The sequence below is a fragment of the Chthoniobacter flavus Ellin428 genome (assembly GCF_000173075.1).
GTDB classification, from domain to species: domain Bacteria; phylum Verrucomicrobiota; class Verrucomicrobiia; order Chthoniobacterales; family Chthoniobacteraceae; genus Chthoniobacter; species Chthoniobacter flavus.
The window spans coordinates 553,901-571,246 of the sequence record NZ_ABVL01000002.1 but is presented as its reverse complement, the minus strand read 5'-3'; the positions used below and the strand labels follow the sequence as shown (position 1 = coordinate 571,246).

18 protein-coding genes are annotated in these 17,346 nt (G+C 60.9%); 12 read left to right on the top strand and 6 right to left on the bottom strand.

Annotated features, from left to right (window positions below):
- Window positions 1-71: 71 nt before the first annotated feature.
- Complete coding sequence (locus tag CFE428DRAFT_RS36985; RefSeq protein WP_006978417.1) at window positions 72-248, bottom strand: hypothetical protein; 177 nt, start codon at window positions 246-248, stop codon at window positions 72-74.
- 263 nt (window positions 249-511) lie between these two features.
- Between CFE428DRAFT_RS36985 and CFE428DRAFT_RS36980 the strand changes: the two genes are divergently transcribed.
- The 5 genes from CFE428DRAFT_RS36980 to CFE428DRAFT_RS05240 all read left to right on the top strand — a co-directional run bounded on the left by CFE428DRAFT_RS36980 (window position 512) and on the right by CFE428DRAFT_RS05240 (window position 4,445).
- Window positions 512-706, top strand: coding sequence for a hypothetical protein (locus tag CFE428DRAFT_RS36980; RefSeq protein WP_006978416.1), 195 nt, complete (start codon window positions 512-514; stop codon window positions 704-706).
- A gap of 161 nt (window positions 707-867) precedes the next feature.
- A complete protein-coding gene (locus tag CFE428DRAFT_RS05255; RefSeq protein WP_042724396.1) occupies window positions 868-1,866 on the top strand; it encodes a CvpA family protein in 999 nt (332 codons plus the stop codon).
- A 225-nt stretch (window positions 1,867-2,091) separates the two neighbouring features.
- Window positions 2,092-3,246 carry an Asp-tRNA(Asn)/Glu-tRNA(Gln) amidotransferase subunit GatB gene (gene gatB, locus CFE428DRAFT_RS05250; RefSeq protein ID WP_006978414.1) on the top strand — a complete coding sequence of 385 codons (1,155 nt, stop codon included), beginning with the start codon at window positions 2,092-2,094 and terminating at the stop codon, window positions 3,244-3,246.
- Entirely contained in the window at window positions 3,165-3,551 is a 387-nt protein-coding gene (locus CFE428DRAFT_RS38740; protein WP_083804983.1) for an Asp-tRNA(Asn)/Glu-tRNA(Gln) amidotransferase subunit GatB, read from the top strand. The genes gatB and CFE428DRAFT_RS38740 overlap by 82 nt, the downstream gene beginning before the upstream one ends.
- Window positions 3,552-3,557: 6 nt before the next feature.
- Window positions 3,558-4,445 (top strand): DUF4142 domain-containing protein, encoded by an 888-nt coding sequence (locus CFE428DRAFT_RS05240; protein WP_006978412.1) that lies wholly within the window; start codon window positions 3,558-3,560, stop codon window positions 4,443-4,445.
- 49 nt (window positions 4,446-4,494) lie between these two features.
- On the opposite strand, the gene CFE428DRAFT_RS05235 is transcribed toward CFE428DRAFT_RS05240, so the two are convergent.
- Window positions 4,495-4,830, bottom strand: a complete 336-nt coding sequence (locus CFE428DRAFT_RS05235; RefSeq protein ID WP_006978411.1) for a hypothetical protein — start codon at window positions 4,828-4,830, stop codon at window positions 4,495-4,497.
- Between the two features lie 205 nt (window positions 4,831-5,035).
- Complete coding sequence (locus CFE428DRAFT_RS05230; RefSeq protein ID WP_006978410.1) at window positions 5,036-7,408, bottom strand: carbon starvation CstA family protein; 2,373 nt, start codon at window positions 7,406-7,408, stop codon at window positions 5,036-5,038.
- 133 nt (window positions 7,409-7,541) lie between these two features.
- Between CFE428DRAFT_RS05230 and CFE428DRAFT_RS38400 the strand changes: the two genes are divergently transcribed.
- Together CFE428DRAFT_RS38400 and CFE428DRAFT_RS05220 are read left to right on the top strand one after the other, a co-directional pair.
- Window positions 7,542-8,174 (top strand): hypothetical protein, encoded by a 633-nt coding sequence (locus tag CFE428DRAFT_RS38400; protein ID WP_006978409.1) that lies wholly within the window; start codon window positions 7,542-7,544, stop codon window positions 8,172-8,174.
- Window positions 8,175-8,480: 306 nt separating this feature from the next.
- The gene (locus tag CFE428DRAFT_RS05220) at window positions 8,481-10,154 is read left to right on the top strand and encodes an AAA family ATPase (protein WP_042724478.1); all 1,674 of its coding nucleotides are present in this window, start codon (window positions 8,481-8,483) and stop codon (window positions 10,152-10,154) included.
- Here the strand turns inward: CFE428DRAFT_RS05220 and CFE428DRAFT_RS05215 are convergent.
- Complete coding sequence (locus tag CFE428DRAFT_RS05215) at window positions 10,151-10,570, bottom strand: DUF4442 domain-containing protein (protein ID WP_006978407.1); 420 nt, start codon at window positions 10,568-10,570, stop codon at window positions 10,151-10,153. The two genes, CFE428DRAFT_RS05220 and CFE428DRAFT_RS05215, sit on opposite strands and share 4 nt — an antisense overlap.
- Before the next feature lie 151 nt (window positions 10,571-10,721).
- Here CFE428DRAFT_RS05215 and CFE428DRAFT_RS05210 point away from each other — a divergent pair, with 151 nt between their 5' ends.
- From CFE428DRAFT_RS05210 to CFE428DRAFT_RS05195, 4 genes are all read left to right on the top strand, one after another.
- Window positions 10,722-12,899 (top strand): tetratricopeptide repeat protein, encoded by a 2,178-nt coding sequence (locus tag CFE428DRAFT_RS05210; RefSeq protein ID WP_006978406.1) that lies wholly within the window; start codon window positions 10,722-10,724, stop codon window positions 12,897-12,899.
- Window positions 12,900-12,935: 36 nt separating this feature from the next.
- Window positions 12,936-13,667: an orotidine-5'-phosphate decarboxylase gene (gene pyrF, locus CFE428DRAFT_RS05205; RefSeq protein WP_006978405.1), complete on the top strand. Its 732-nt coding sequence runs from the start codon at window positions 12,936-12,938 to the stop codon at window positions 13,665-13,667.
- Between the two features lie 69 nt (window positions 13,668-13,736).
- Window positions 13,737-14,603 (top strand): sulfurtransferase, encoded by an 867-nt coding sequence (locus CFE428DRAFT_RS05200; protein ID WP_006978404.1) that lies wholly within the window; start codon window positions 13,737-13,739, stop codon window positions 14,601-14,603.
- Window positions 14,604-14,607: 4 nt separating this feature from the next.
- Window positions 14,608-15,105 (top strand): SufE family protein, encoded by a 498-nt coding sequence (locus CFE428DRAFT_RS05195; RefSeq protein ID WP_006978403.1) that lies wholly within the window; start codon window positions 14,608-14,610, stop codon window positions 15,103-15,105.
- Between the two features lie 18 nt (window positions 15,106-15,123).
- On the opposite strand, the gene CFE428DRAFT_RS05190 is transcribed toward CFE428DRAFT_RS05195, so the two are convergent.
- The gene (locus CFE428DRAFT_RS05190) at window positions 15,124-15,495 is read right to left on the bottom strand and encodes a hypothetical protein (protein ID WP_006978402.1); all 372 of its coding nucleotides are present in this window, start codon (window positions 15,493-15,495) and stop codon (window positions 15,124-15,126) included.
- A 108-nt stretch (window positions 15,496-15,603) separates the two neighbouring features.
- Window positions 15,604-15,831 (bottom strand): hypothetical protein, encoded by a 228-nt coding sequence (locus CFE428DRAFT_RS05185; protein ID WP_006978401.1) that lies wholly within the window; start codon window positions 15,829-15,831, stop codon window positions 15,604-15,606.
- Between the two features lie 165 nt (window positions 15,832-15,996).
- On the opposite strand from CFE428DRAFT_RS05185, the gene CFE428DRAFT_RS05180 reads away from it, so the two are divergent.
- Window positions 15,997-17,334, top strand: coding sequence for an SBBP repeat-containing protein (locus tag CFE428DRAFT_RS05180; protein WP_042724395.1), 1,338 nt, complete (start codon window positions 15,997-15,999; stop codon window positions 17,332-17,334).
- Window positions 17,335-17,346: the final 12 nt, after the last annotated feature.

The following is a 17,346-nucleotide window of genomic DNA, read 5'->3' as shown; positions in this document are numbered from 1 at the left end:
ACTGGAGATCGCCCCTCCCAGCAGGAACCGCGATCACGCGCCAAACACCGAATAGACCCTCGAGAAAATGACTACTCTGCAGGGCGTTCCTCGATCTCTGGCGGCACCATTTTCGCCGCGCGCTCGCAGAGTTCGCGGAGCTTTCGTTTCACCCTCTGAATCTCACCCGCCTGGAGCAGGGCACGCTGGGCCGCCTTCTCGATATCCAGTTTCGGATCAATGTTGGGAGCCTCGGATGGTTCTGCCATTGGAGTCAGGTTTCTCCAAATGGTTTAAGAAGAATCCTCTCCTTGTCCAGTTGCCGGCGCGTAGCAAACCGGAGATTTGGGATGGGGCGTTTTCCCCAGAATGCGGAGGGACGCCAAACTTTTGAACCCGTTGGAAGGGGATGTTGTCTTACTGTTTACTTCAAAACGCCGCTGCCATCGCGGTGACGAAAGCACCTGCGGCAAGGTCTGCACGCAGCGTTAAAAAGCTGGCCGATCATCAAACGGCCTGTGTAACTAATGACATGCCGCGTGAGTTTTCTCTGCATATCGGATCGGGTGGAAAATGTGTGATCAAGGAAGGGGAGGACAACACGTTGTCCGAATTCGCGGATATCCTTACGGCCATGACCTACGTGCGGCAGCGAGTAGGGGAGGAATCCGCCGTCCTGACCGTCTACGACGCGCACGGCAAAGAGGCATTCAAGCGGCCGCTGTGACGCAGTGAGCGGTTTCTAAGGGAAAACCTTACGGGCGCATAAGGCGGCCATCCCGTCCGCCGAAGGCGATTTCAAGGACAGAGGCAAACCGGTGCGGATCAACAGGATCCGCGCCGAAACCTTTGCCTGCAAACCGTGAGGTTTGCCCGCGCATTCGGACTGTGTTACCCTTCTTCAGCTATGATCGACGCCGGTTCCTTCTGCCCATCGGTTTCTTTCACATCCTTTGGGCGGTGATGTATCGGATCGACTCTTATCAGGCGACATTTCTGATCAGCGCGGTGCTGCTGGTGGCGTTCACGTCCTGGCACGGCTGGCGAATGGGCCTTTTCCGGCAGGTGATGAATATCCTCGCGCTGGCCGCGGCCTACCTCATCGGCTACTTCGGCGGAGGGAGACTGGGGCCGCTGCTTCATCGGTTTATCGATCTGCCCGAGCGGGCGCTGTCGGTGTTGGGCGCGGTGGCGATGGGGTTTGTGATTTACTGCTGCATCACGCTGCTGGGGATGATCGCTTTCACCAAAACCTCGCAACAAAAGCCCGGGCTGCTCCGTCTCGGCTATGGGGCTTCGGGCGCCATCTGCGGCGGACTCTACGGGCTTTTCCTCGTCTGGATTACCGTGCTGGCCATTCGTCTGCTCGGCAGCGTGGCGGAGACGCAACTTTCCGTGGCCTACCATCCACGGCACATCGCGGCCGCGGGAAAGGCCGCCGCCACACCGACGCCGCAGCCGCAGCAGCCGAGCGCGATGATTCGCACCCTGGCCCACATGAAGGAGTCACTGGAGGAAGGTCCCACCGGAGTGGTAGTGCAGCAGGTGGACCCGATTCCCGGGACGCTCTACGGCGTCCTGCGGAAGCTCGGTGTGATGGTCTCCGACGAAAAAAGCGTGGATCGTTTCCTGTCCTGCCCGGGGGTAAAGCCGTTGCTCGCGAATCCGAAGATCGCTGCGCTGCAGAATGACCCCGAGATCGCGCGTGAGGTCGCGGAAAGGAACTATTTCGCGCTGGTCCGGAATCCGCGGATTATCGCCGCCGCGAACGACGCGGAAATCGCGGAGCTGATGCGGAAGTTCGAATTCGAAAAAGCGCTGGATTACGCGATCCGGAGGCCGGAGCAGGATACCGCGGAAATGCGGCAGCCGGGGCGGGCGCAATAGGGGCCAAGGCGGAACATCCAACGGGGAAAAAGCAGAACATCCAACATCCAACGCCCAACATCGAACATCCAATCAAGGAAAGCGTTTGCGACAGTCGCTTGCGCCATTGGATGTTGGGCGTTGGGCGTTGGGCGTTGGATGTTGGATGTTCTGCCTTTCTCCAGCACGCCGATGCTGACAGAACGTTCTGTATCCTTCATCCTTCCGTTTTCATCCTTTCCCTAGATGCCCCGTTACATCCCTACCATCGGCCTCGAAGTCCACGTGCAGCTCAAGACGCGCAGCAAGATGTTTTGCACCTGCCCGGTGGAATATGGCGCCGGGCCCAATTCGCACACTTGTCCTGTCTGCCTCGGCTATCCCGGCGCGCTGCCGGTGATGAATGTGGACGCCTTGAAAATGAGCGCGCTGACTGGGCTCATGCTCGGGTGCCGGGTGCCGGACATCTGCAAATTCGACCGGAAGAACTACTTCTACCCGGACATGCCGAAGAACTACCAGATCACGCAATTCGACCAGCCGATCTGCCTCGGTGGCGCCGTGCCGCTGGAGGATTTCGATTACCCGAAGGACGCGCAGAAGAGCATCGTGAATCCGGGCAAGAAGGTGCAGCTCACGCGCATTCACCTCGAGGAAGACGTGGCGAAGTCGCAGCACTTCGAACAGAATTCGGGCATCGATTTCAACCGCGCGGGCACGCCGCTCATGGAAATCGTCAGCGAGCCGGAAATCGATTCGCCGGAGGAAGCATTCGCCTATCTCACGAGCCTGCAGCAGATCCTCGTCTATGGCGGGGTAAGTGACGCCGACATGGAGAAGGGGCAGCTCCGGTGCGATTGCAACGTGAGCGTGCGGCCCGAGGGGACGAGCGAGCTCGGCACGAAGATCGAGATCAAGAACATGAACTCGATCAGCGCCGTGCGCCGCGCGCTGGCCTACGAGATCGAGCGGCAGATCGAGGCCGTGCAGAAGGGCGAGCAACTCATTCAATCGACCCGCCGTTGGGACGATGATGCGGGGCGGACTTTCCAGATGCGCGTGAAGGAATCGTCGCACGACTACCGCTATTTCCCCGACCCCGACCTGCTGCCGGTGGACACCCGCGTTTTCATGGATGAAGTGCGGACCAAGCGGCCCGAATTGCCCGGCGAAAAGCGCGACCGTTTCGTGCGCGATTTCGGCGTGACCGCCTACGACGCCAGTGTGCTGGCCAGCGAACGCGCCCTCGCAGATTATTTCGACGCCGCGGCGAAAGAGCGCGCGCAAGCCAAAGAACGTGGCCAACTGGATCATCAACGATTTGCTCAGGCGCCCTTGCGGCGGCGGAAAAGACGATCGTCGATTGCCCGATCTCCGCGCATTCGCTGGATGAACTCGTGAACCTCATCGACGAGGGCAAGATCAACAGCAAGCAGGGCAAGGAAGTGTTCGCCGAGATGTTTGCCACGGGCCAGACGGCGGGCGCGATCGTGAAGGAAAAAGGTCTCGAGCAGGTGAGCGATACCGGCGCCATCGAGGCGCTCTGCGACCAGGCCATCGCCGCCAGCGCCAAGGCCGTGGCCGAATACAAGGCTGGTAAAGCGCAGGCCATCAATTCTATCAAGGGACAGGTGATGAAACTCTCGCAAGGCAAGGCGAACCCGCAGCTTGTCGGCGAGATTCTCGCCCGGAAGCTCGCTGAATAATCCCCCATGAAACATTCGCTGTCCGCCGCTCTTCTCCTGAGTCTCGCGCTGGCCACGCCCGGTCTCGCCGCGAAAAAGAAGAAGCCGGCGGAGCCGAGCACGCTGCCCCCGACTTCGCCGATGCTCGTCGTGCCGGCGCCGGATTCCACGGACAGCAATTCCAACAAGCTCATCAGCAGCGAGATGAGCGGGCGCGACCTGGAGTTTTTTACGAAAGTGTCGGATGCCGGGCGCGAAGAGGCTTACTTCGTCGACCTGCTGAAAAAGAGCGCGAGTTCCGATGTGATCAAAAGGCTCGCGGACGCGCTCAATGCCGCGCAGGCCGAGGAAAATATGCACATCGCCAAGCTCGCCTCGCAGAAAGGCTGGAGCCTTTCGCTGGCGCCGACGGCGGAGCAGAAAAAGGCCGGCGAGGAGATTGCCAAGCTTTCCGGATCGAACCTCGACAAGGCGGCGATGGATCGCGTGGTGGCGGCGAGTAATGAGGCGCTCGGGGCGTATCAGGAGGCGACCCATTCGAGTGACATCCAGATCAAGACCTTCGCCGCGCAGATGATCCCGCTGGCCGAGGAGAAGCGGCATCTCGTGGAGAAAATGACCGGCGCCGGCGCGAAGGCGGCGAACCAGCTTTTCCGGCATGGGAGCGCGCCGCCGACGGTCGCGCCGGAGTCTTCAGAATCGATACCCACTGAAAAAGATGCGCCGGCGGAGAGGGAGAAATCCGCGTCCGAGCCGACGGTCAAAGCTTCCGCAAAACCGGAAGGCAAAGACACACTGAGCAGTCCGAAGACGGTGGGCCTGCCGATTGCCACGCCGCCGGGAGGGAGCACGCCTCCGCCGATTTTGCCACCGATCGTCCCGCCGCAATTGCCGGCCACGCCGGCCGCAAAGTAGCGGCGTTTTTGACGGTAGGTTCGAATCCTAACTCAAGAACTACGGCTCCTCATTTCCTCAAACGCGCGATGGTTGCTCCGATCGCGAGAAGTCCGATCATGGCGAGGATCAATTGCGGCAGGTAAGCACGCACCGGGTGCGCCTCTTCCAACGGAGTGATGTAGTAGGGCAACAGGGGCCATGCGCTGCAAAATAGAACGAACGTAAACAAGATCGCCTCCACCAACGCCCATAACGCGAAAGCATACCAGAACAGGCATTCGGTGGATTGGCCCCCTAAACGCGGGCAATGCAAAATAGTAATTACCAGCCACGCAGCCCAAGGGATGAGAAAGAGGGAGAGGATAGCGCCATTGTGCCAACGTCCGAAGTTATCGACAGCCATTCCGTGAAGAGAGGCAGCGTTTTCCTTCGGAAATTGACTGAGCGTGAAACACCAAATGGTAGCCGCAGATATCCGCTATCGCGCCCAGCCATGACCCGTCAAAACGAAAGCGAAGTGCTAATGGAACGAGATGCTTCATGGGCTGCGAAATCGCCCGGAACAGCTTGCGGACGCTATCCCGAGAACGTGGCCCGGAATTGCGACCCTAGCAGCAGCGATTCACCCCGCGATAGCGGTGTTCCGTCGCGGTGAGGAAGGCATTTTGCCGGCGGTACTTCGCGGGTTGCACCTGGCCGGAGGCCTCGGCCTGGGCGCAGGCGCAGATTTCCGCGCGATCAATGGCCGCTTCGCCGGAGAGTTCCTTGAGCAGCGTGAACCCGAGCACTGCGATGCTGAACGCGGGCAGGGGATTCGATTCCATGACCGAGCCCGCAGGCAGGTAGACCGGCTCCATTTCGCTGAGGATGGACGCCTTGCTGCGGGTGAGCAAACGCAGCCATTCGTAAATGCTGAGCAGCACAATGAGCGCGACGAGCACGAGGAAGGTGGCAGTAACCCACGCATCGACGACCGCATTGAAGTGCGCGGTCTGCGTCGTCTTGATCACGGCCTGGGTAGCATCGGCAGCCGTCTTGTCTCCGGCCTGGATTTGCGTCGCGAGTTGCGTTTCTAGGGTGGCCAGTTTCGCCTCAGCCGCATGGGCTCCGGCGATGAACCCAACTTTCGGATTCGCATCCCACACCTTGATGACGCTGGCGTCGATGGTCACCGCCAGCAACCAGGCCAGCGGCACCAGCGTGACGAAGGCAAAGGCAGGGGAGTTGCCGCGCTGAAGCTGCATTTTAATGAGCACCGTGGTCGCAAAACAGAGCGCGATGCTGGCCAGGAGTTGATTGGAAATACCGAAGATCGGCCACAGCGCGCGCACGCCGCCATCGGGATCGCGCACGCCCATGATGAGAAAAAAGCCCCACGAGGCGACGATGAGGGCGCTGGCGATAAGGCCGGCGCCCGTGCTGCGGGTATCGCCGAACGAAGGAATGAGCTTCTTGAACGCATCCTGCAGCAAATAGCGGCCGACCCGCGTGCCGGCGTCGAGCGTGGTGAGGATGAACAACGCCTCGAACATGATGGCGAAGTGATACCAGAGATCCAGCCAGCGCCCGTTGGTGAGCTTGCCGAAGATCACCGCCATGCCCACGGCGAGGGTTGCCGCGCCGCCGGTGCGGCCATAGAGCGAGTCCTCCTTCATCTCCGCCGCGAGGCTCTTCATCGTCTCGGGCGAAATGCTCACCGGAGTCTCGACGTAACCGGCTTGGGTGGTCGACGGCGTGAACTGCGTCAGTCCCGAGGCGGTGACTGCCGCCTGCGCCGCTACGGGATCCTTGCCCGGCATATTCATCGCGAGATACACGCCCGGATCGAGCGTGCACGCGGCGATCATCGCCATGATGGCGACCAACGATTCGAGGCACATTGCGCCATAGCCAACCGGTCGCGAGTAGCTTTCACGCGTGATGATCTTCGGCGTGATGCCGCTGGAGATGAGCGTGTGAAAGCCGCTGATCGCGCCACAGGCGATGGTGATGAAACAGAACGGGAACAGCTTGCCGCCAATGACCGGGCCCGAACCATCGACGAATTTGGTGATCGCCGGCATGTGCATCGTGGGCAGCACGAGCAGGGTGCCGATGGCCAGCGAACCGATCGTGCCCAGCTTCATGAACGTGCTGAGGTAATCGCGCGGCGCGAGGAGCAGCCATACCGGCAGCACGCTGGCGAAGAAACCGTAAATGATGATTGCCCAGGCGAGCGGCTCGGCCTTGACGAGAAAGGCCTGATGCAGAGTCGGGCTGGTGTGCACGAGCTGGCCGCCCCAGACGGCGAGCAGCAACAGCACCACGCCGATCACCGAAACCTCCAGTACTTTGCCCACGCGCACGCCGCGCAGATAAATGCCCATGAACATGGCGATGGGAATCGTCGCACCAACGGTGAAAATGCCCCAGGGCGATTCGGCGAGCGCTTTGACCACAACCAGCGCGAGCACGGCCAGCAAGATGATCATGATCGCGAGGATGGCGACCACACCGAAGAAGCCCACTACCGAGTTCAGTTCCTCCCTTATCATTTGCCCCAGCGAACGTCCGTCGCGGCGCATGGAAGCAAAGAGAATGATGAAATCCTGCACCGCGCCGCCGAGGACGACGCCGATGACGATCCACAAAGTGCCGGGCAGAAAGCCGAACTGCGCCGCCAGCACCGGACCGACGAGCGGTCCCGGTCCGCTGATCGCCGCAAAATGATGGCCGAAGACAATCCACTTGTTTGTCTTCACGAAATCCTTGCCGTCCTCATGCACCTCGCAGGGTGTGGCCCGGCGGTCATCGAGCGCGAGGACTTTGGCCGCGATCCATTTGGAATAGAAACGGTAGCCGATGGCGTAAGAGCAGAGCGCGGCGATGAGGATGAAGCCGGAATTCACCGGTTCGTGGCGTTGCGTGGCGATGGTCCAATAACCGAAAGCTCCGAGGAGGGCGACGGCGAGCCAGACGAGGAGGGAGACGATTTTCTTCACAGGGGAGGAAACCTCTAGCCGACTTCGTCTCCGGATGAAAGGGCCGCGTTGAAAAAAGGCACGGAACTGGCTGGCAAGGACGAATCCAGCTTGCTCGTAGCAAGCGATCCTGCTGCATATTGTGCCCTCATCTATGAAATCCACGTTCCTCCCGATCGTCTCTCATTCTCTTTCCGCCGCCGCCGTCTGCGCGCTCCTCGGTGCCAGTGCGTTTGCCCAAGCGCCCGCACCCGCGGCCGCGCCGGCTGCAGCCGCCACGGCTGCTGCTCCCGCCGAAAAGCCGAAACCGCTCGCCGCGGAGGATGAGAAGTATGTGCGGAATGCCATCAACGCCTTCATGTTTCTGATCCAGATGGCGAAGACTCTCCCGGCGTCCACCGACCAGACTCAGGCGGCGCAGAATCGCCTCCGGGACACGACGGTGAAGGACATGACCGCGGCCCAGGGAGCGCTGAACAAGATCGTGGAAGCCCATGGACTGAAGTTGCCGACGGAACTGGTGGGCAACGACAAGAACGACGTGGAGCGGGCGACCAAGGCTTTTGCCAAGCCGCCGATAAAGGGATTTGAAAACAAGCCTCTGCTCGACTGGGTGGGCGAAATGCTGAAGGAGAGCAAGCGCCTCGACCATGAAACCGAGCAGGTCGGCAAGACGAGCCAGGATGCCGATTTGAAGACCTTTGCGTCGAACTACAATCCGAGTATTCGCAACATTTATACCTCGTCCGAATCCCTGGAAAAGGCCCTGAAGACCAAGAAGAAGTAAGACTTCTCCACCATCTCGGTGGTGCATTTCCAGCGGGCGCGGCTTCGGCCGCGCCCGCTTTTTTGCGGTGGTTGACGGATTGGGAACCGCCGGTTAGCCCACTGGCAGAGAGCGCGAGTTGTCGGGCGGCCATCCTGACCGCCGTCCGGCCGCACGCGGACCATGTGTCCACGCGTGGGGGCGAAGATCGCCGCCCTACAAGCGCGTTTTCTATTCCACACGACGCACCTGAAGAAAACGGCGCGAAATTGCACAGGCGATTTGCGGCACGGCGTGTGCAGCAGTATAATCGAAAAACTCTCAACGATGGACGAAGAATCATTCGACTTCAGCCCGCATGGAGAAGCGCTTTCTCCGCTGGAACGTCTCGACCGCATCATCTCCTCCATTCCGCCGGGTGATGTCGTGCGTGGCGAACTCATCGACCTCCGGGTCGAAATTGGTGAATTGCAGGACACGATGGCCGACGCGCGCCAGGCGATCGAGAAAATGGACGCGATCATCAAGAAGGTCACGTCGCCGGCCAATCGCATCGGCACCTTTCTCGGAGCGCCGAACCGCGAAACGGCGCAGATCGTGGTGGGCGGCAGCGACTACTATTGCAACGTCGACCCGCGCGTGCCGATCGAGTCGCTGCGTCGCGGGACGCGGGTGCTCGTGAATGAAGCTTACGTCATCGTCGGCGATCTCGGTTTTGATCGCAGCGGCCCGGTCGTGAAGATCAGCGAAGTCCTCGGACCCGATCGTCTTCGCGTGGGCACGGAGCATGGGGTGCAATCGCTGGTCCTCCAGCGGGGCGACTTGCTGCTCAAGGAAAAGCTCAAGGCGGGCGACGAAGTGCGCACCGATCCGAATTACAAAATCGCCATCGAGGTGCTCGCCCGGCCGCACAGCGATGAATACTATCTGGATAGCGTGCCCGAATTGCCGTGGGAAAAAGTGGGCGGTCAAAAGGAAGCGTTGGAAGCGATCCGCGATGCCATCGAATTGCCGCTGCTGCATCCCGATTTGTTCAAGCGGTTCCAGCATTCCACGCCGAAAGGTTTTCTGCTGCATGGCCCGCCGGGTTGCGGCAAGACGCTCATCGGCAAGGCCACGGCTTACAATCTCACCCAACAGCTCAAGCAGCAGACCGGCGAGGAGATGCGTGAATACTTCATGCACATCAAGGGGCCGGAGATCCTCAACATGTGGGTCGGCGAAAGCGAACGCATCGTGCGCGAGATCTTCGCTACCGCGCGTGAAAAGCGCCGCGAGGGTTATCTGCCTTTTCTCTTCATCGATGAAGCGGAGAGCATTCTGGGAACGCGGCGGGCCTCGCGCTACTCGAACATTCTCTCCACGCTCGTGCCCATGTTCTGCACGGAGATGGACGGCATCGAATCGCTCGCCGAGGTGGTGATCATCCTGGCCAGCAACCGCGCCGATCTCATCGACCCGGCGATCCTGCGTCCCGGTCGCATCGACCGCAAAATCAAGGTCGCCCGGCCGACGCGCGAAGGCGCCCGCGAGATCTATCACATCTATCTCGCGCCGAATCTCCCGTACGATCCCGCGCTGGTGCGCGAAGCGGGCGGCGTTCCGGAAGCGGTCGATCTGTTGATCGACAAGATCATCGACCTGCAATTCGGCCATCGCGATGAGAATCGGTTCCTCAGCATCACGCTGCGCTCGGGCAAGAAGGAGACGCTTTTCCGCGGCGACCTCGTCAGCGGGGCGATCATCGCGAGCATCGTCGAGCGGGCGAAGGGCCTGGCCATCAAGCGGGCTATCGCCAGCGGGCAGGAAGAAGGCATCAGCCTCGACGACCTGCGCGCCTCGCTCGATGCCGAATATCTCGAGAACGATATCTTCCCGCCGGGCGATCTCACCGAGGACTGGCTGCAACTGATCGACCACGATCCTGAAAACGTGGTCAAAGTCGCGCCCTTCCGCGCGGGCGAGAAATCCTCCAAGCCAAAGCCGAGCGCGATTGTTTAGCGGCGTCGCTGGAGGAACCACTCGATGGTGGCGCTCAAGACATGTGTGCCGGACTCATCGTGGAGTTCCACGGCGATGGCCAGGAGACCTCGGCCTTTGGCGGCGAGAGCGGTTTCCAGTTCGGCAAGCGCTTCCGGTGTCGCGCTCGCAATGGATGTAACCGCGCCGTTGGCCGGCTTGCGAAATTTGGCATCAATGTGGCGGACTACCGGGACGAGGCTGTCGCTGCCGCCAAAATGGCGGAGGAGAAATTCGCCGCTGGATGCTTCGGCAAGCGCCAGCAGGGCGCTGGCGTGGACGGTGCCGAGGTGATTGAGGTAACTAGGACTGGCCGGTAGCTGCAGGAGTTGCGGTTGCGCCGCAGCGCTTTGAAGGCCGACGAAGCGATTGAAGGGAAGTTCGGTGACGCTGGTCATTTCTCGTTGAAGTGGACGGTTGGCACCGGTCGATGGACCATCGCTGGAAGGGAGCAGGCGGCTCGGCGGGTGTCAAAGGAGGATTGGCGGTCACGACGGAAGTTCTGCGTTGAGCGGTCGCGGTGAATCGCCGACAACGGGCCGCAGCAACATGCCCCCAGTGACGATTCCTCAAGCGCTTAAGCTGGCCATCCAGCATCATGAAGCAGGACAGTTGCGGGAGGCGGAAGGAATTTACCGGCAGATTCTCACGGTCGATCCGAATCATGCGGAGGTGCATCATTTGCTCGGGGTCATTGCCCATCAATGCGAGCGGGAGAGCGAGGCGGTGAATTGGATTCGCCGGGCGCTCGAACTGGGATTGGTGAGTGCTTCGGCCTGGTCCAATTTGGGCGAAGCGTACCGGGCGCTGGGGCGATTCGCTGAGGCCATCGAAGCGTATCGAGCTGCGCTGCGGCACAATCCTCAATTCGGCGCGGCCTATGCCAATTTGGGCCTGGCACTCCGGCAGAACGGGCAGATCGGGGAGGCGATCGAAGCGCTTCGCCAAGGCATCCACTTGCTGCCCGATCACCTGGACGCGCATCGCAATCTAGCGGCGTGCCTGGCGGAGCAGGGGCGCCTTGATGAAGCAAACGCGCATTATCGGCTGGTCTTGCGGCGCCGGCCGGATGCCGCGGATTCGTGGTTCGATCTCGGGGTCGTGTTGACTCAGCAAGAGAAGCTGGATGAAGCGATCGCGGCGTATCGGCGGGCCATCGAGATCGATCCGCAGTTTGCGCAAGCTCATCACAATCTCGGAGCGGCGCTGGTCGATCGAGGGGATTGGGACGCGGCCATGGCGGCGCTGCGTCAGGCGCTCGCCTTGCAGTCGGACTATGTGGAGGCGCATTACAATTTGGGCAATGCCTTGCGCGGTGCCGGCCGATTGGATGAAGCGCGGGCGGCCTACCACCGTGCCATCGAGCTCCGGCCGGATTACATGGAGGCACACAACAATCTCGGTAATGCCTGCAAAGCGCAGGGGCGTGGTGACGAGGCGCTGGCCGCTTTTCGTCGCGCGGCGGAATGTCCGGGTGCCAGTGCGGGCGTATTCAGCAACCTGATTTCGTTGCTGCACTATCTGCCCGGGGTGGGTGCGCACGAGATCGCCGAGGAGCATCGTCGCTGGAACCGCCGGTTCAGCGACCCGGTGACGCCGTCCGTGCGGGCCCATGCGAACGATCGGAATGGCGGCCGACGGTTACGCATCGGCTATGTGTCGCCGGATTTGCGCGATCACACCCTGGGGAGAAACTTGCTGCCGTTGTTCCGAAATCGGAATCACGAGGACTTTGAAGTCATTTGCTATTCCGAGGTCCTTCATCCCGACGAACGAACGGCGGAGTTCCGCGGCCTCGCGGACCAATGGCGTGAGATCTCCCGCGAATCGGACGAGCGCGTGGCGGAGATGATCCGGCAGGACGAAGTGGACATCCTCGTCGATCTCGCGCTGCACACGGCGGGGAATCGTTTGCCGGTCTTCGCGCGCGAACCGGCGCCGGTGCAGGTGAGTTTTGCCGGTTACCCGGGAAGCGCCGGGGTGGACGCGATTCGTTGCCGGATCAGCGATGCATATCTCGAGGGTGGCGTGGAAAAGAACGCAGGATCGTGGGAGCGCGTCTATTTGATCGACAGCTTTTGGTGTTACGATCCTTGTGGGATGGAGGTGCCGGTGAACGCATTGCCGGCGGCGGAAACGGGCCGGGTGACGTTTGCGAGCTTGAACAACTACACCAAGATCAACGAGCCCCTGCTCAAGCTCTGGGCACGGGTGCTGGCGGCGGTGGCGGACTCGCGTCTCCTGTTGCTCAGCCCTCCGGGGAGTCATCGCGAGCGGGTGTTGGAGATCATGCGCGCGGAAGGCGTGCGAGAGCAACGGATCGAGTTTGTCGCGGAAGGTCCGCGGCGGGAATACCTGGAGCGATACCATCGTGTGGACGTGATGCTGGATCCCTTTCCCTATAATGGACACACGACCAGCCTCGACGCGCTGTGGATGGGGGTGCCCGTGGTGAGCCGGGCGGGGGAGGCGGTCGTCTCGCGCGGTGGATTAAGCCAGTTGTCGAATCTCGGGTTGCGGGAGTTGGTGGCCTTTTCGGAGGAGGAGTATGTGAAGATCGCCGCCGGATTGGCAGGAGATGTCCCCCGCCTCGCGGAACTGCGGAAGACGTTGCGCCCGCGCATGGAGGCCTCGGTCCTGATGGATGGAGCGCGATTCGCTCGCGGCATCGAAAACGCCTTTCGTGCGATGTGGCGGGAATGGTGCGAGGGTGAAGTTCGGCGTTGAGCCTGGAGCGGGATTGACCGAAAAAGACCGATCGACATGTCCACCGATTCCCTGCTTTCCAAGAAACCGATCGATCCGCGCGACCGCCTGATCTTCGCTCTCGATGTGCCCACCCTGGCCGAGGCGCGGGCCTGGGTCGACCGCCTGGGCGATGTCGTGACGTTTTACAAGATCGGCCTCGAGTTCTGCATGAGCGGCGAATACTTCACGCTGCTCGCGGAATTGAAGGCGCGGGGGAAGAAGGTCTTCGCGGACCTGAAATTTTCCGACGTGCCGGCGACGGTGAAAGGGGCGATGGCGAATCTTGTCCGTCACGGCGCGGATTTTTGCACGCTGCATGGGACCAGCGGCGTTTATCGTGCGGTAGTGCCGGTGAAAGGCTCGTTGCGCCTGCTGGCCGTAACGGTGCTTACCAGCGTGGATGAAAACGAGGTCCGGGAGATGGGCTGGAGCGGAGCGGTGGAGGACCTCGTGTTGCAGCGGGCGCGTGTAGCGATCGAATCCGGAATCGATGGACTCATTGCCTCTGGACAGGAAGCGACCCGGTTGCGTCGCGAACTGGGCGATCAGCCGATCCTCATTACCCCGGGCATTCGTGCAGAATCGGAGAAAGGCAGCGACGACCAGAAGCGCACGATGACCGTGGAGCAGGCTTTCCGCGCCGGTGCGGATTATATCGTGGTCGGGCGTCCCATCCGTAATGCTCCCGATCCCAAGGCCGCCGCGGAAGGGATGCAGCAGGAGATCGCGCGGGTGTTTGGAGCTTGAGGCCAGGCAGAGTATGACAGCAAACCCGCTTGAGCATGACGCCGGGTTGCCACTAGTTTTGATAGACCTATGAGCGATTCTACATCCCAATATGCCCACCCCGAGGCGCTAGTGAGCACCGATTGGTTGGCTGCGCACTTGAACGAGCCGAACACGCGTATCGTCGAGAGCAACGAGGACGTGTTGCTTTATGATACCGGACACATTCCCGGCGCGGTGCATATCGACTGGCGCCAGGATCTGCAAGATGCGCTGGTCCGCGACTACATCTCGCCGGAGGCGTTTGCCGAGCTGTGCTCGAAAAATGGCATTGGACCCGACACGACGGTCATTTTCTACGGCGACAAGTCGAATTGGTGGTCGTGCTATGCCCTGTGGGCGTTCCGCCTTTTCGGCCACACCAAGGTGAAGATCCTGGACGGCGGCCGCGATAAGTGGGTGAAGGAAGACAAGTCTTTGACCAAGGAAAAGCCGAAGTATCCGGCGACGAATTATCCCGTGCCGGCGAAGCGTCTCGACAAGGAGATCCGCGCGTTTTACGAAGACGCCCTCGCGCAGAGCCAGGAGAAGAAGCCGCTCATCGACGTGCGCTCGCCGGGCGAGTTCAAGGGCGAGGTCACGCACATGCCGGAGTATCCGCAGGAAGGCGTGCTGCGCGGCGGCCACATTCCCGGTGCGAAGAGCGTGCCGTGGAAGACAGCGGCGAAGGAGGACGCGACCTTCAAGTCAGCCGACGAACTGCGCAAGATTTACACCGAAGGCTGCAACCTGCATCCCGGCGAGGACATCGTCGCGTATTGCCGGATCGGCGAACGCAGCAGCCACACGTGGTTTGTGCTCACCTATCTGCTCGGCTACGAGAAGGTGCGCAACTACGACGGCTCCTGGACGGAGTGGGGCAACAAGGTGCGCGCCCCCATCGAGCGGAGCAACTAACTCCATGAGCTCAGGCAGTCACGAACCGACCGAGGATTCGCCCGAATCGCATTATCCGGGCAAGCTGGCCTCGATCATCCATCTCTTCGAGACGTTGCCGGAGGAGGAAAAGCGGGAGAATCTCATCGCGTATTCCGAGCAGGCGAAAAAGCATGAACCGAAAGAGGGCGAGACCTTCGACCTCGAGGACGTGCGCAAGGATGAAGAGTGTACGGATACGGTAGGCGTGTTCCTGCGCCTGGACGCGGAGAAGCGGGCGCACTTCCGGATCACGCTCGGGCCGCAGGTGCAGACGCTGACCAAGGCGATGACCTCGATCCTCTGCAAGGGGCTCGATGGCTTGCAGATTCCCGAGATTCTGGAACTGCCGGCGGACTTCGTTCCGAAGATCGTCGGCGGCCACCTCGTCCGCATCCGTTCGCAGACAGTCTATTACATCCTCACGCGCATCAAGAGCGCGTGCAAGGTGCTGCTCAATCGCCAGCGGGCGGCCGAGGCGTAAGACGGGTTCGATCCGGCCTTAGTCGCGCCGATAGTAACCGCCGCGGCGGTTGTTATTGTGCTCCATCTGAGCCTGCAGGCGACTCAGATCGTCGTTGGCCTGCTGGACGCGGGAGCGCAGGCCCTCGTAACGGCCACTCTTTTGGTCGTCGACGATGCCGTCGATGTTCGATTTGATGTCGTGCAGACCAGACCATAGGCGGCGGTCGCCCTGGGCCTGATCTTTCACGCGAGCCTTCACTTGGTCGTAGTGATCCTCCAGCGCCTTTACATCTTCCTTCACGTGCTTGGAGTAGTCGCCCCAATCGTCCCTCCTGTCCTTGGCAAAAGTGGTGACGGGGACGGCGGTGCAACCAATGACGACGGCGAAGAGGAGGGGAAGATATTTCATAGGGTTTGAATGAGATTCGCGCGGCGACGCGCTCATGAATGCACCCTATTGCCGAAAGACTGCCGCTTTTAAAAGCGGAAAACGAACGGTCAACGGAGAAAATGCCAGTCAGGCGCTGCGACGGTGCGCCACGTCGCCATGAGCCGCGACGACAGGATGCTCGGTGACGTCGTCCCACACGCAGGCAACGTTCTTCTGCTTCTCGTCGTTATTGCACCAGAGAATGGGGAAGCCGTTTTCATCCAGGCGCTCCTTCAATGGCTTGCGCGGCCAGAAAATGGCGAGGGCATGGCCGAGGACTGACAGGATGGCTAGAATTACAGTGAGCTCAGTCATTCTGAAAGTTATAGCACGTATTATGCCTACGTATTTTGCCCCTGCAAGTCTTTGTTGAACTTAACCTAAGCGATGATCCGCTAGCGGGTTTTGTCCTGCGTGAACCCCCTTGTTTCCCTTCGCGTAGCCTTCGCATTCCTATTTGTTTCCACCATTGAGCGCGGTTTGTCAGCCGCCGAATTACCGGAAAAAGCGCCGGACTTTGTTTGGGCCCAGCAAGCGGGAAGCGTCGGTGCGGACAAGACGCGCGGCCTGACCACGGACGCCGAGGGGAATATCTACATGACGGGCGAGTTCTCGAAGACCGGGACGTTTGGCGATTTCACGGTCGAGAGCAAAGGAGACCTCGACTTCTTTGTGGCGAAATATTCGCCCGCAGGAAAGTGCCTGTGGGCGCGCACCGGCGGCGGGAGTAAGACCGACCGCGGATATGGTGTGGCGGTGGATGCGCAAGGCAATGTCTTCGTGACTGGTCATTGTCTAAGTACGGATGCGACGTTCGACGGGCTGGCCTTCGAGAACCGCGGTGGGGACTACGATCTTTTCGTGGCCAAGTACGATGCCTCCGGAAAGATCCAGTGGTTGAAATCCGGTGGCGGCGCGGGCTACGACTACGGCCACGGCATCGGTGTGGACAAGGCGGGCAATTGCTACTTCACGGGCGCGATGGTCGGCGATTGCGAATTCATGGGCGTCTCGACGAAGAACAGCAAGAGCGGTCATGCCTTCCTGGCGAAGCTCAAGACGAGCGGGGAGCTCGCGTGGCTGCGGGTGGCGGGCGGTGTCGGTAGCAGCGCAGGCGAACACCTCGCCGTGGATACGGAGGGGAATGCGGTAGTGGTGGGCGGCGCGTCCGGGGTGGAGACGTTTGGCGATCTCACGCTGACGGGTAAAGGCGGCCGCGACGTCTACGCAGTGAAGTACGACACGAATGGCAAGGCGTTGTGGACTTTCGGCGGCGATGGCTCTTCCAACGCCGCTTTCACTTCAGTCGCTCTCGATGGGCACGGTGGGGTGAGCGTGTGTGGGATGTTCAAGGACACGCTGGCGATCGGTGGGCAGAAATTCCAGGCGACCGGAAAAGACCCGGCGAATGGAAAGGAATACGATCTCTTCGCCGCGAAGCTGGATCGCGACGGCAAATTCCGTTGGGTGCGCACGGGCAATGGCAAGGGCGTAAACTACGCGCTGTGCGTGGCGGCGGATGAGGCGGGGAACAGCTATGTGACCGGCGAATTCCAATTCACGGTGACGATGGGGGACACCATGATGACGGCCAAGGGCGTGCGCGACATTTATGCCGCCAAGTTCGATGAAAACGGCGCCCTGCGCTGGTTGCGCGCGGACGGCGGAACGCGGGGAAATTTGGGCTATTGCATCGTTCGCGACAAAGCGGGGAACATTTTCCTTTCCGGTGCATTTGACGGCGAGACGACCTACGGCTCAACGAAACTGACGAGCAAGGGCAGCAACGACATCATGCTGCTGAAGCTGGGGAAGTGAGTGTTCGCAGGT